This is a genomic window from Bacillus sp. FSL H7-0578, from assembly GCF_038630855.1.
Lineage (GTDB): Bacteria > Bacillota > Bacilli > Bacillales > Bacillaceae > Bacillus > Bacillus safensis.
Genome location: NZ_CP152045.1, coordinates 2,097,129 through 2,109,880, shown reverse-complemented (window position 1 = coordinate 2,109,880; position 12,752 = coordinate 2,097,129). Strand labels below are relative to the sequence as shown.

At 40.9% G+C, this 12,752-nt stretch carries 17 protein-coding genes; 16 read left to right on the top strand and 1 reads right to left on the bottom strand.

The window, feature by feature from the left end:
* Window positions 1-21 precede the first annotated feature (21 nt).
* The gene (locus MHB41_RS10755; RefSeq protein ID WP_061109312.1) at window positions 22-246 is read left to right on the top strand and encodes a YqkE family protein; all 225 of its coding nucleotides are present in this window, start codon (window positions 22-24) and stop codon (window positions 244-246) included.
* A gap of 184 nt (window positions 247-430) precedes the next feature.
* Window positions 431-838 carry an antimicrobial peptide LCI gene (locus tag MHB41_RS10750; protein WP_267542842.1) on the top strand — a complete coding sequence of 136 codons (408 nt, stop codon included), beginning with the start codon at window positions 431-433 and terminating at the stop codon, window positions 836-838.
* A 118-nt stretch (window positions 839-956) separates the two neighbouring features.
* Here MHB41_RS10750 and MHB41_RS10745 read toward each other — a convergent pair whose 3' ends face one another.
* Window positions 957-1,880: an aldo/keto reductase gene (locus MHB41_RS10745; protein WP_024422879.1), complete on the bottom strand. Its 924-nt coding sequence runs from the start codon at window positions 1,878-1,880 to the stop codon at window positions 957-959.
* 168 nt (window positions 1,881-2,048) lie between these two features.
* Between MHB41_RS10745 and MHB41_RS10740 the strand changes: the two genes are divergently transcribed.
* The 14 genes from MHB41_RS10740 to spoIIAB all read left to right on the top strand — a co-directional run bounded on the left by MHB41_RS10740 (window position 2,049) and on the right by spoIIAB (window position 12,748).
* Window positions 2,049-2,606, top strand: coding sequence for an NUDIX hydrolase (locus MHB41_RS10740; protein ID WP_046311676.1), 558 nt, complete (start codon window positions 2,049-2,051; stop codon window positions 2,604-2,606).
* Complete coding sequence (locus MHB41_RS10735) at window positions 2,603-3,784, top strand: TIGR00375 family protein (RefSeq protein ID WP_061109311.1); 1,182 nt, start codon at window positions 2,603-2,605, stop codon at window positions 3,782-3,784. The genes MHB41_RS10740 and MHB41_RS10735 overlap by 4 nt, the downstream gene beginning before the upstream one ends.
* Entirely contained in the window at window positions 3,771-4,223 is a 453-nt protein-coding gene (locus tag MHB41_RS10730) for a GNAT family N-acetyltransferase (RefSeq protein ID WP_034280347.1), read from the top strand. The genes MHB41_RS10735 and MHB41_RS10730 overlap by 14 nt, the downstream gene beginning before the upstream one ends.
* Before the next feature lie 68 nt (window positions 4,224-4,291).
* Window positions 4,292-4,513 carry a hypothetical protein gene (locus MHB41_RS10725; protein ID WP_034280349.1) on the top strand — a complete coding sequence of 74 codons (222 nt, stop codon included), beginning with the start codon at window positions 4,292-4,294 and terminating at the stop codon, window positions 4,511-4,513.
* A 110-nt stretch (window positions 4,514-4,623) separates the two neighbouring features.
* Window positions 4,624-5,754, top strand: coding sequence for a S8 family peptidase (locus MHB41_RS10720; protein ID WP_081279475.1), 1,131 nt, complete (start codon window positions 4,624-4,626; stop codon window positions 5,752-5,754).
* Window positions 5,755-5,870: 116 nt separating this feature from the next.
* Window positions 5,871-6,515 (top strand): stage II sporulation protein M, encoded by a 645-nt coding sequence (spoIIM, locus tag MHB41_RS10715; RefSeq protein WP_061109310.1) that lies wholly within the window; start codon window positions 5,871-5,873, stop codon window positions 6,513-6,515.
* 110 nt (window positions 6,516-6,625) lie between these two features.
* Window positions 6,626-7,078, top strand: coding sequence for a ferric iron uptake transcriptional regulator (gene fur, locus MHB41_RS10710; protein WP_003215577.1), 453 nt, complete (start codon window positions 6,626-6,628; stop codon window positions 7,076-7,078).
* Between the two features lie 117 nt (window positions 7,079-7,195).
* Entirely contained in the window at window positions 7,196-7,423 is a 228-nt protein-coding gene (locus MHB41_RS10705) for a YqzK family protein (protein WP_034280782.1), read from the top strand.
* Window positions 7,424-7,429: 6 nt separating this feature from the next.
* Window positions 7,430-8,320: a site-specific tyrosine recombinase XerD gene (gene xerD, locus MHB41_RS10700; protein ID WP_061109309.1), complete on the top strand. Its 891-nt coding sequence runs from the start codon at window positions 7,430-7,432 to the stop codon at window positions 8,318-8,320.
* Between the two features lie 153 nt (window positions 8,321-8,473).
* Window positions 8,474-9,658 (top strand): phosphopentomutase, encoded by a 1,185-nt coding sequence (gene deoB, locus MHB41_RS10695; protein ID WP_041117869.1) that lies wholly within the window; start codon window positions 8,474-8,476, stop codon window positions 9,656-9,658.
* Window positions 9,659-9,669: 11 nt separating this feature from the next.
* The gene (locus MHB41_RS10690) at window positions 9,670-10,482 is read left to right on the top strand and encodes a purine-nucleoside phosphorylase (RefSeq protein WP_041117867.1); all 813 of its coding nucleotides are present in this window, start codon (window positions 9,670-9,672) and stop codon (window positions 10,480-10,482) included.
* Between the two features lie 126 nt (window positions 10,483-10,608).
* Entirely contained in the window at window positions 10,609-11,796 is a 1,188-nt protein-coding gene (locus MHB41_RS10685) for a D-alanyl-D-alanine carboxypeptidase family protein (protein ID WP_034280356.1), read from the top strand.
* A gap of 161 nt (window positions 11,797-11,957) precedes the next feature.
* Window positions 11,958-12,311, top strand: a complete 354-nt coding sequence (spoIIAA, locus tag MHB41_RS10680) for an anti-sigma F factor antagonist (RefSeq protein ID WP_024422866.1) — start codon at window positions 11,958-11,960, stop codon at window positions 12,309-12,311.
* Window positions 12,308-12,748: an anti-sigma F factor gene (gene spoIIAB, locus MHB41_RS10675; RefSeq protein WP_024422865.1), complete on the top strand. Its 441-nt coding sequence runs from the start codon at window positions 12,308-12,310 to the stop codon at window positions 12,746-12,748. The genes spoIIAA and spoIIAB overlap by 4 nt, the downstream gene beginning before the upstream one ends.
* The last annotated feature ends 4 nt before the right edge of the window (window positions 12,749-12,752 follow it).

The following is a 12,752-nucleotide window of genomic DNA, read 5'->3' as shown; positions in this document are numbered from 1 at the left end:
AATCAAAAGGAGAGAAGCACAATGAAAAAGACCAAACAAGATCAAGCAAAATTAAAGGACGGCATAAACGATGATGTCAAACAGCAGCTTCTTCAAATGAAGAAAAACCTTGCCGTCGTGACAGAAAAAAGAGAAGAACAAAAACGACAAGACCTCCTTCGGCAGCAGAAAGAAAAAGAAAAAAACAAAAGTTTTTCAGAGCTGCTAGATGAAAGCCATTTAGACTGGAGAAAGTATAAAAGATAAAAAAGAGGGCGATGATGCTCTCTTTTTTTCTTAAGATAGATCCACAGCAGAAACATAGAAGTGTTTAAAGAGAAAAGCACTTCTTCCCCCTTCACATCACTTCATTTCAGAATCGTGACAGTATGATATTTACAGTCAAACGAAACGAAATCCCATAACTTAAGTTTAAGATAGAAGTAAAAAGGTGAGTATTGAATTATTTAAATTCCTTTTTATTGAAAATATGGATATTAAGACCCTTTTGATAGAGGATCATTCTCCTTATAATGAAGGTGTATTACAAAATTTGGGAATGGAGATGATTCACATGAAATTGAGAAAAACAATGGCTGGAGTCGCTTTATCTTTAGGATTGCTTTTACCTGTTTCTGGACAAGCTCTTGCTACAAATGATTTAACGAATGCTGATTTAAGTACAAAGGCTACTTCAATTGTTGATTGTTCTGAAACTCCTTTTAAAGGTGGAGACAATCGATTATGTATGTATTCAAGTAATGGCGTATTTGCGAATAATTTCCAACGTTTTGGTACTACATTTCACCTTAAAGGCAAAGCCGGAAATTATGCGTATTATGAAAGTGCAAGTAGATAAGACAACGGGGCTTTTAGCCCCTTCTTATTTTTAATAGAGAAAAACACTATGAAAAAGCGTTCATTCATTATACATACAATAATATAAAAAGAGATCACACCATGTGATCTCTTTTATATTATTTAAACCGGTGCGTTTCATACACAGATGGTTTTGTATAGTAAGTTAATGCTTTGACTTCTTGGTCACTTAATGAACGTGCATTTGCTGCTGCTATATTTTCTTTTAACTGATCCACTGAGCTTGCACCAAATACAACGGAACTGACCGCAGAATGTTTCAGTATATACTGAATGGACAGTTCAGTGAGTGATAGGTCATAAGCGACTTTCTTTAAAGAAGGAATGATCTGCTGAAGCTCTTCAAATGAATATTGAAGATAGCCGTTTTTTTGAATCGCTGCACTTGCTTGAGAAAGTGGCTTTTCAGTTAATAATCCTTTCGCTAAAGGACCTCTTGCGACGACGCTAATGCTTTGTTCTTCAAGTAGAGAGAACCATTCTTCTGGGCGGCGGTCGAGTAAACTATATTGCATCATCACGCTTACGATATTGGACTTTTTGGCATATTCTTTAATGACATTTGGACGGATAGATGAAATGCCATAATAGCGAATTACGCCTTCCTCTACCAATTCTTCAAAAGCCTCAATCGTTTCATCAATGGGGTCATCAATCGTGCCTCCGTGCAATTGATATAAATCAATATAATCTGTTTGAAGCCGCTTGAGGCTTTGTTTTACTGCTTCCTTTATGTACGCTTTTGAAGGGTCCCAGTCCCAGCCTGGTTTGCCTTTTTCAAAGCGGTTGCCGCCTTTTGTCGCCAAAATCAAATCCTGACGTCTGTTTTTAATGGCTTCCCCGACAATTTCCTCATTTGTCCCAAAATCATATAAATCGGCTGTATCCAGATAGTTAATTCCGAGATCAATGGCCTCATCTAATAAAGAGAGCGCTTTTTCTTTTTCAGTCCCAAGAGACATGCATCCTAGTGCCGCCTCGCTCACTAAGAGATCTGAGGTGCCAATTCGTCTTTTTTTCAATTCCATCACACTCCTATCCCTTCACATTAAGTGAAAAAAATCAGGAATTCAAGCTAGGTGATTTCAAATGGCGTATTGAAGCAAGCGTTTCGCTTTTCGCTTCTCTTAAATCATCTATGTTAAAATAAATGAAGTAAAAAGTGAAAGTAGAACGAGGAGCTGACAAAATTGAAGGACTTTGAAGAAAAAACATTATCGTCGAAAGAATTATACAACGGAAAAATCATTGATTTGGTTCTTGAAGATGTAGAATTGCCTAACGGAAAACAAGGCAAACGCGAAATCATTAAACATCCTGGTGCAGTAGCCGTCATTGCACGTACAGACGAAAATAAAATCATCTTGGTCAAACAATACCGTAAAGCACTAGAGAGAGCCATCGTTGAAATTCCGGCCGGAAAACTAGAAAAAGGGGAAGAGCCGGCACATACAGCATTAAGAGAATTAGAAGAAGAAACAGGATATACAACCCAGCAGCTTCAAAAGCTGACGGCCTTTTATACATCACCTGGTTTTGCAGATGAAATTGTTCACATCTATCTAGCAGATCAGCTAGTTCCGCTTGAAGAAAAAAGAGAGCTGGATGAAGATGAATTTGTCGAAGTAATGGAAGTTTCATTAGAAGAAGCTCTGCACCTCATTGAAAAGCAGCATATTTATGATGCAAAAACAGCCTATGCCATTCAGTACTTACAACTGCAAGAGGTACTTGAGTCAACAAAATGAAGGAATTTTTTGCAGACATCCATATCCATATTGGCAGAACAAGAACAGGCAGAGCTGTCAAAATTACAGGTGCAAGGTCACTGACAATTGACCAAATTCTTATTGAAGCAGCAGAAAGTAAAGGGATGGGGATGATTGGTGTGATTGATGCACAATCTCCAGAAGTCCTAGAAGAATTAATAGAAGGTGTAGAGGAAGGTAGGTACACGGAACTAAATGACGGCGGTTTATCATTTGGAGAGACAGTGCTCCTTTTAGGCAGTGAATTAGAAATCAATGATGACCATTCAAAGGGTCCGATTCATGTGCTGGCATTTATGCCCACACTACACAAAATGTCTGAGTTTTCCGCATGGCTTTCGCTTCATATGAAAAATGTGCATTTGAGTTCACAGCGCCTCTATGTTGATGGGAAAACACTTCAGCGCAAGGTTAAGGAGCTGGGAGGATTGTTTATTCCTGCTCATATATTCACGCCTCATAAAAGTCTATACGGCAAAGGGGTCAACACTTCTTTGACGGAAGTATTTGATCCTGACCTTATTGATGCTGTTGAGCTTGGTCTTAGCTGTGATACGTCAATGGCGTCCCAGCTGAGTGAGCTGAACCGGTATCCTTTTTTAACGAATTCAGATGCTCATTCTTTAGGAAAAATCGCGCGGGAATATACAAAAATCAAAATGGATCATGCCTCTTTTGCCGAATTCAAGCTAGCTCTTGAAGAAAAAGATGGCAGAGCCGTCACAGGAAATTATGGACTTGCTCCGCGGCTTGGGAAGTATTATCATACGACCTGCGAGAAATGCGGGGTTAGACCTTACGCACCAGATCAAGAAGAGTGCCATGTATGTGGACATACACGGATGACAAAAGGAGTAAGTGAACGTTTAAAAGAGCTTGCTGACCAAGAAAGTGAAAAAGGAACGAGACCTCCTTATGTTCATCAGCTCCCGCTTCAGTTTATTCCGGGTGTTGGACCTAAAACGCTGGAAAAGCTAAAAGCCGTGTTTCACACAGAGATGAATATTCTACATCAAGCAACAGAACAAGAACTAAAAGCCGTTCTGTCAGAAAAGACAGCGGGCTACATCATCAAAGCAAGGAAGGGCGAAGTCGGACTGATCGCTGGTGGAGGCGGAGTGTACGGTAAGGTGGATATCAATCATGAGTCACATTAAATGGACATGTCAAACGTTTGAACAATTGTCAAAAGAGGATCTTTACTTGATTCTCATGGAAAGAGTCAACGTGTTTGTTGTAGAACAAACATGCCCTTACCCTGAAATTGATCACCGGGACCAAGATGCGCTTCATCTCATCGCAAAAGAGAACGGCACGATTGTGGCTTATTGCCGAATTTTCCAAAACGGGATCATGTACAAGGAGGCGTCCATCGGCCGCGTGCTTGTGACGCAGGCCGGGCGGAAAAAAGGCTATGGAAAGCTGCTGCTCATCAAGGCTTTGGAAAAGCTTAGTGAACTAGGTGAAACAAGTGTCAAAATACAGGCGCAAGCCTACCTGAAGTCATTTTACGAATCATTTGGTTTCAAGGCTGTCTCAGATGTTTATGATGAAGATGGGATTCCGCATCTTGATATGGTGAAAACAGAAAGATAGACGTTTTTACGTCTATCTTTTTTATGTAACATCGTGTATCATAACGTCAACGAAAGGGGTTTTGCCAAATGGGAAAAAGCAAAGCAAAGAAAAAACGAGAGCATATCCAAAGGCAGCAGAGCCGTAATCCAGAACTGTCGAGAGGAAACATGCCGCATTTTAGCACACACGAAAGGAAGACAAAAACAAAACAGGAAGCCTTGCAGCATATGATGAAGAAACATAAAGGACGAAATGCTTATGATCACTATCAAGAGGATCATAAGCATTTTTATTTTGCTTTTTTGTGACAACTAGATCAAATAAATGGAAAAATTTAAAAAATAGGACAAACGGTCGTTTCTTTTTGTCTAAATATGTAGTTAAATGACAAAAAGAAACGAAAGGGAGAGTGAGTATCGTGAACGTCAAGTCATTTGGAGCAGGGCTTTGTATGGCAAGTGTGCTTGTGACATCCGTCATGTTTGGCGCGTCAGATATTTCTGCAAAGGAGCAAACAAAAAAAGAGTACATGATCGGCTTTTCTTCTTCCGTTCAAGACAAAACACAAAAACAGCTTGTAGAAGAAGCTGGCGGGCATGTGAAAGAATCAATAGAGCAAATAGATATGATGAAAGTGTCGCTGAATGAGACTTCGAAAAAGAAACTGAATGAAGCAAAAGAAGTGACCTTTATCGAGGAAGACCAAAAAGCAAAAACAAGCGCTCAAACGATTCCATACGGCGTCAAAAGCATCAAAGCACAAAAGGTACATAAACATGGATACGCTGGACAGAATGTCAAAGTAGCCGTTCTTGACAGCGGCATCGACGGCAAACATGAGGATTTACATGTCACCGGCGGGGTGAGCTTTGTACCGGCAGAGTCTGATCCGTTTGTTGATCCGCATAAACATGGAACGCATGTGGCAGGCACAATTGCAGCATTAGATAATAAGGTAGGTGTCGTGGGTGTTGCACCAAAAGCTTCTATCTATGCTGTCAAGGTGGCAGATGAAAATGGTGACGGCTACTATAGCTGGATCATAAAAGGGATTGAATGGGCCATTGAGAATGACATGGATGTCATCAATATTAGTATGGGGGGAGCAAGTGAATCTGAGGCGCTGAAAGAAGCGGTAGATCGAGCGTATGATAAAGGGATTCTCATTGTGGCTTCTGCAGGGAATGAAGGAAGCTATGGCTCTCTCAATACGATTGACTATCCGGCTAAATACAGTTCAGTGATGGCGGTTGCCTCTGTTGACCAAAAAAAGCAAAGAGCTTTTGATTCATCTGTTGGCGAAGAACTGGAAGTCTCAGCACCAGGCGTTTCAACGCTGAGCACCATTCCTCATAACGAATATGGCTACATGAGCGGAACGTCAATGGCATCACCGCATGTAGCGGGCGCTGCGGCTGTCATTCTATCAAAACATCCGAATCTGACAAACGATGAAGTACGCGAGAGACTGTCAAAAACGGCGACAAAGCTTGGAGAACCTTTTTATTACGGTGCCGGGCTTGTGAACGTACAAAAAGCCGCACGATAAATGAAAAAGAGAAAGCAGTGAGCAGGCTGCTTTCTCTTTTTTCTTTCGATAAAACTGTCATGTTTCGTAATCTCTCTCATAGAATCTAGTAACCTTACTATTTGGGAGGAAGACACATGCGGAAAAAGTCTTGGAAGGAGCATCTTCTTCAGCACGTAAAAGATCATCTCTCGATTTATTTATTTGTCTCTGTACTCTTTTTAATGGGTGTGATTTTCGGGGCCATCATTGTCAATAGCATGACATTCAGCCAGAAAGAGGATTTATTCTATTATTTAAATCAATTTTTTGGTCAGCTGACAAATGAGAAAGCAGCAGAATCAAAAGAAATGTTTTTACAAAGCTTCCTGCATCATATGAAATATTTAGGCCTTATGTGGATTCTGGGAATCTCCATCGTTGGTCTGCCGCTCATCTTTCTCATGATCTTTTTAAAAGGAATTGTTGTTGGGTTTACTGTTGGTTTTCTCGTGAATCAAATGGGGCTGAGTGGATTTTTTCTCTCGTTTGTATCGGTGCTTCCGCAAAACATTTTGCTCATTCCAGCCTATTTAGTGATTGGCACTTGTGCGATTGCGTTTTCCATCCGTCTCATTGGACAGCTCTTCATGAAAAAAACCATCAGTCAAGCACCCGTCCAGTGGTTTGGCCGGTATGCATCTGTTCTGCTGATGATTTTAGCGCTTGCTGCACTGTCGTCTTTTTTTGAATCGTACATATCATTCATGCTGATGAAAAAGCTGGCAGGTGTTATTTTATAATTGTTATTAATTAATAATCAATTTATTTATCAATTTAAAATGATTATAGTTGGCTCTCAGCACATCATTTGATATAATGATCAAGTAATGTGGCGTAGGAGGGAAAGTCAATGGAAAATAGGATTGATCGAATTAAGAAGCAGCTTCATTCTTCCAGCTACAAGCTCACGCCACAGCGTGAAGCCACAGTAAGAGTACTGCTTGAGAATGAAGAAGACCATTTAAGTGCAGAAGATGTATACCTCCTCGTAAAAGAGAAGTCTCCTGAAATTGGTCTTGCTACTGTTTATCGGACGTTAGAATTGCTCACTGAACTGAAAGTTGTTGATAAAATTAACTTTGGAGACGGCGTTTCGCGATATGATCTTCGCAAAGAAGGAGCCGCTCACTTCCATCATCATCTTGTCTGCATGGAATGCGGAACAGTCGATGAGATAGAAGATGATTTATTAGAAGATGTCGAAGAGATTATTGAACGTGACTGGAAATTTAAAATTAAGGATCATAGATTGACATTCCATGGTATTTGCCACCGGTGTCATGATGATGAATCCGGCAAATAATCCGAATTGGAACCTTTTCATTTAAGATGAAGAGGTTTTTTGCATTTTCGCTGTATATTCCTTGTCCCACCTGGCATATGCTGAAGTAATGAGAAGGTGAGAAAGGACTTGAAGTTTATGCGAAAATGGCTCAAAACAACAGGTGAAGTGATCAAAGTATTTATCTTGTTCACTGGTTTTACCGTCCTGTTCTATTATGCTATGATATGGATAAATTCAGAATATGAAAGCTACCATCGTTATGATAAACCAGAGGGTGCAGCAATTAAAGTGATGGAAATGGATCAGCCGAACCAAGAAAATTGGCAAGACCGATTGATTTATTTTTATCAAAACGGGGAGTAGAAATCATTGAACGATCAATTATCCGACTTTATTCATTTTATGACCGTAGAGAGAGGACTCTCTGAAAATACCATTGTTTCTTATAAAAGAGATTTACAGAACTACTTGTCTTTTTTAATGACACATGAACAGCTGACGGATATTAGCGATGTCACGCGTCTGCATATCATTCATTATTTAAAGCAGCTAAAAGAGGAAGGGAAATCGAGTAAAACGTCTGTACGGCATCTATCATCGATCCGTTCCTTTCATCAATTTCTGCTTCGGGAAAAAGTGACAACGAATGACCCGTCATGGAACATTGAAACGCAAAAAACAGAGCGGACTTTACCGAAAGTTTTATCATTAGGGGAGGTCGAAAAGCTGCTTGATACACCAAATCAGCACACTCCCTTTGACTACCGAGACAAAGCAATGCTTGAGCTCTTATATGCAACGGGGATTCGCGTCAGTGAAATGCTGGATCTGACCCTTGCCGATGTTCACCTCACAATGGGCTTTGTCCGCTGTTTTGGAAAAGGGAGAAAAGAGCGTATTGTGCCAATCGGTGAAGCTGCTGCAAGCGCAATTGAAGAATATATCGAAAAGGGAAGAAGCAAGCTGTTAAAAAAACAGCCGTCCGATGCCCTATTTCTCAATCATCATGGGAAAAAAATGTCGCGTCAGGGCTTCTGGAAGAACTTGAAAAAACGAGCCAACGAAGCAGGGATTCAAAAGGAACTGACGCCTCATACGCTCAGACATTCATTTGCTACACACCTGCTTGAAAACGGTGCGGACTTAAGAGCTGTACAGGAAATGCTCGGACATGCCGATATCTCAACAACACAAATTTATACACATGTGACGAAAACAAGACTGAAAGATGTGTATCACAAATTCCATCCAAGGGCATAAGTAAAGCATGACACAGTGAACGGGTGTCATGCTTTTTCATGTTTACACCGTTTATGGTTGTCAACTGGCTTGTAAACGGTTTATACTTGAGATGTCTGACCTCTCGCTGTTAGTAAGGTCAAAAGACAAGAATATTGAAGGAGGCGCTTTTTAATGCCTGATTATCAGTATAAACGCATTTTCCTCGTCGTCATGGATTCAGTAGGAATTGGGGAAGCACCAGATGCTGCTGATTTTAATGATGTAGGTGCAGATACACTTGGACATATTGCTGAAAAAATGAACGGGCTTCATATGCCGAATATGGCGAAGCTTGGGCTGAGTCATATTAAAGAAATCAAAGGAATTCCAGCGGATGAAAAACCGCTTGCGTACTATGGAAAAATGCAAGAAGCATCAAACGGTAAAGACACAATGACAGGACACTGGGAAATCATGGGTCTTTACATAGACACACCGTTCAAAGTCTTTCCAGAAGGATTCCCAGATGAACTATTAAATGAACTAAAAGAAAAAACAGGCCGAGGTATTATTGGAAATAAACCAGCATCTGGTACGGAAATTTTAGATGAGCTTGGCGAAGAGCACATGAAAACAGGCGATTTAATTGTTTATACATCTGCGGATTCTGTGCTGCAAATTGCTGCGCACGAAGAAGTTGTGCCATTAGATGAACTTTATCGTATTTGTGAAATTGCCCGTGAACTCACATTAGATGAAAAATATATGGTTGGCCGGATTATCGCTCGTCCGTTTGTCGGAGAGCCTGGCGCATTTGTTAGAACGCCAAACCGTCATGACTATGCGTTAAAACCATTTGACCGTACAGTCATGAATGAACTGAAAGATGATGGACTCGATGTCATTGCGATCGGAAAAATCTCTGATATTTATGACGGCGAGGGTATCACATCATCTCTTAGAACAAAATCAAACATGGATGGAATGGACAAGCTGGTCGATACACTTAAAACAGACTTTACAGGACTAAGCTTTTTAAACCTTGTTGATTTTGACGCTCTTTACGGACATAGAAGAGATCCAGAGGGTTATGGAAAAGCACTAGAGGAATTTGATGCACGTCTTCCTGAAGTGTTTGACCTGTTGAAAGAGGATGACCTTCTTGTGATCACAGCAGATCATGGTAATGACCCAGTTCATCACGGAACAGATCATACAAGAGAATATGTTCCGCTCATTGCTTACAGCAAAAAGCATCAGGAAGCAAATGAACTGCCAACAGCAAAAACGTTTGCTGATCTTGGGGCAACCGTTGCAGATAATTTCAAGACAACGATGCCAAAATACGGAACAAGCTTTTTATCTAAACTCAAATAGGGGGAGATTTCGTGGGAGCACAGTTTTCAGAAGCGGCGGCATACATTAAACAAGCATCGACATATGTACCAACAGTTGGGCTCATTTTAGGATCAGGACTTGGCATTTTAGCAGATGAGATTGAAAATCCAATCAAAATAAAATATGAAGATATTCCTGGATTCCCTGTTTCAACAGTAGAGGGACATGCAGGACAGCTCGTGATCGGAACGCTGAAAGGCACTGTCGTTTGCGCTATGCAAGGACGTTTTCATTTCTATGAAGGATATGATATGAAGCAAGTGACGTTTCCTGTCCGTGTGATGAAAGAAATTGGCATTGACACATGCATTGTCACAAATGCAGCCGGCGGTGTGAATACGTCATTCCGCCCAGGAGATCTCATGCTGATCACAGATCATATCAATATGATGGGAACCAATCCATTAATTGGCCCAAATGACAGTCAAGGCGTTCGCTTCCCTGATATGTCTGCACCGTACGATAAAGAACTGCTGGCACTTGCAGAAGAAACAGCCCAGCGTTTAGGTATATCTGTACAGCAAGGAGTTTATGCAGGGATGACAGGGCCTTCATATGAAACACCTGCTGAAGTTCGTTTCCTAAGAACACTTGGAGCAGATGCGGTCGGAATGTCGACTGTTCCAGAAGTCATTGTTGCGCGTCATGCAGGAATCAAAGTACTTGGCATTTCATGCATTTCCAATGCGGCATCTGGTATTTTGGATCAGCCGCTGTCTCATGATGAAGTGATCGAAGTAACGGAAAAAGTGAAAGCAAGTTTTCTTGATTTAGTAAAAGACATTGTCAAACAACTTTCATAGCATGTGTCCAGAAGCCTTCTGCTACCCAAGCAGAAGGCTTTTTTTATTTGCAATCATACGATCTCTGAATAAAACAGCCTGTATGAGGAAAAAATAGAAAGGATTACGATAATGGAGGTCTGCCACTTGAAACGTCATATATGTGCATTGTTTATTTTAATGATCCTTATCTCAATGGTTTCACCATCAGCGATAGCAAAAGAAAAGATTGAAAAACCAGGAGAAAAACAAACATCAGAATTGGCACACGAAGCCAAATCAGCGATCTTAATAGAACGAGACACGGGAAAGGTGCTTTACAATAAAAACAGCGATGAAAAGCTTGCACCCGCAAGCATGACCAAAATCATGACGATGCTTCTCATCATGGAAGCCATTGATCAAGGTAAACTAAAAATGACAGACAAGGTCAGAACGAGCGACTATGCAGCGTCCATGGGAGGCTCACAAATCTTCCTTGAACCAGGAGAAGAAATGACCGTGAAAGAAATGCTGAAAGGCATTGCGATTGCGTCAGGAAATGATGCTTCAGTTGCCATGGCAGAGCATATTGCAGGATCTGAAGAACAGTTCGTTGAGCAGATGAATAAAAGGGCGAAAGAGCTTGGCCTCACCTCAACGGTCTTTCAAAACCCAACAGGACTTCCTGAAAAAGACCATTACAGCACAGCTCACGATATGGCAAAAATGGCAAAAGAGCTGTTGAAATATGAACAAATCACCAAATTCACAGGTGTCTACGAAGACTATTTACGGCAAAACACAGATAAAAAATTCTGGCTTGTCAACACAAACCGTCTGATTAAATTTTATCCAGGGGTCGATGGGGTGAAAACCGGTTTTACAGGTGAAGCGAAATACTGTTTAACTGCATCTGCTAAAAAAGGCAACATGCGCGTCATTGCGGTGGTCTTTGGCGCAAGCACGCCGAAAGACAGAAACGCTCAGGTAGTCAAAATGTTAGATTACGCATTTAGTCAATATACGACTCATCCGCTTTACAAACGAGGGCAAGATGTGGCGGAGGTCAAAGTGAGCAAAGGGAAAAAGAAAAACATTCAGCTCGTGACTTCTGAACCGATCTCCCTTTTAACGAAAAAAGGCGAAAATGTGGATCAGATCAAAAAAGAAATCAAATTGTCTCATGATGTCAAAGCTCCATTTTCAAAAGGAACGGAACTTGGTACGATCGTCTTGAAAAAAGACGGAAAAGTGCTGCATGAAAGCCCTGTAGAAGCAAAAGAAGGAATGGAAAAGGCAGGCGTTTGGACTTTCTTCAAACGAGCAATGGCTGATTTTGTGAAATGGAAATAAAAGGCGAAAGGCTGCTGTAATTGGCAGTCTTTTTGCTATGAGGAAAAGAAAAGAACATCTAAATGTGACGAATGGTCACTAGTTTTGTCATGGTGAAGGATTTACTTCATATAAAAGAGAAACATTCTTTATCCGAAATTAGAGCAAGGAGGAATAAAAAAATGAGCCTTGGTATTGATTTTCAAGTAAAAGAGAGCGTACTTTGCATTCGGTTAACAGGAGAGCTCGATCATCACTCCGCAGAAACATTGAGACAAAAGGTGACGAATTATTTGGAAACAGAGGACATTCGCCACATTGTGCTGAATCTGGCTGATTTATCGTTTATGGACAGCTCTGGACTCGGAGTGATTTTAGGAAGATATAAAGAAATTAAGCAGCTTGGAGGGGAAATGGTCGTCTGTGCCATCTCGCCAGCGGTGAACCGGTTATTTGATATGTCTGGTTTGTTTAAAATCATTCGGATGGAGCCTTCTGAGCAAACGGCTTTGCAAACATTGGGGGTGGCATCATGAGAAATGAAATGAACCTGACTTTTTCGGCATTAAGCCAGAATGAATCGTTTGCAAGAGTGACAGTCGCGGCGTTTATCGCTCAGCTTGACCCGACTTTAGATGAATTAACAGAAATCAAGACCGTTGTATCTGAGGCAGTGACAAACTCCATCATCCATGGCTATGATGGGAATCCAGATGGAAAGGTGCATATCCATGTCACGCTAGATGACCATGTCGTTTATCTTACCATTCGTGACGAAGGTATGGGTATTACAGATCTTGAGGAAGCAAGACAGCCGCTTTTTACAACAAAACCAGACTTAGAGCGCTCTGGAATGGGCTTTACCATCATGGAGAATTTTATGGATGATGTCATGGTGGACTCATCACCAGAAATGGGCACGACCATCCGTTTAACAAAGCATCTATCAAAAAGCAAAGCGCTTTGTAATTAAAGGA

Excerpts from the sequence above, each read along its gene's own strand:
- MHB41_RS10755 (WP_061109312.1), top strand. The coding sequence starts at position 22 with ATGAAAAAGACCAAACAAGATCAAGCAAAATTAAAGGACGGCATAAAC.
- MHB41_RS10735 (WP_061109311.1), top strand. The coding sequence starts at position 2,603 with ATGAAGGAATTTTTTGCAGACATCCATATCCATATTGGCAGAACAAGA.
- MHB41_RS10730 (WP_034280347.1), top strand. The coding sequence starts at position 3,771 with ATGAGTCACATTAAATGGACATGTCAAACGTTTGAACAATTGTCAAAA.
- MHB41_RS10725 (WP_034280349.1), top strand. The coding sequence starts at position 4,292 with ATGGGAAAAAGCAAAGCAAAGAAAAAACGAGAGCATATCCAAAGGCAG.
- spoIIM (WP_061109310.1), top strand. The coding sequence starts at position 5,871 with ATGCGGAAAAAGTCTTGGAAGGAGCATCTTCTTCAGCACGTAAAAGAT.
- fur (WP_003215577.1), top strand. The coding sequence starts at position 6,626 with ATGGAAAATAGGATTGATCGAATTAAGAAGCAGCTTCATTCTTCCAGC.
- MHB41_RS10705 (WP_034280782.1), top strand. The coding sequence starts at position 7,196 with ATGCGAAAATGGCTCAAAACAACAGGTGAAGTGATCAAAGTATTTATC.
- deoB (WP_041117869.1), top strand. The coding sequence starts at position 8,474 with ATGCCTGATTATCAGTATAAACGCATTTTCCTCGTCGTCATGGATTCA.
- spoIIAA (WP_024422866.1), top strand. The coding sequence starts at position 11,958 with ATGAGCCTTGGTATTGATTTTCAAGTAAAAGAGAGCGTACTTTGCATT.
- spoIIAB (WP_024422865.1), top strand. The coding sequence starts at position 12,308 with ATGAGAAATGAAATGAACCTGACTTTTTCGGCATTAAGCCAGAATGAA.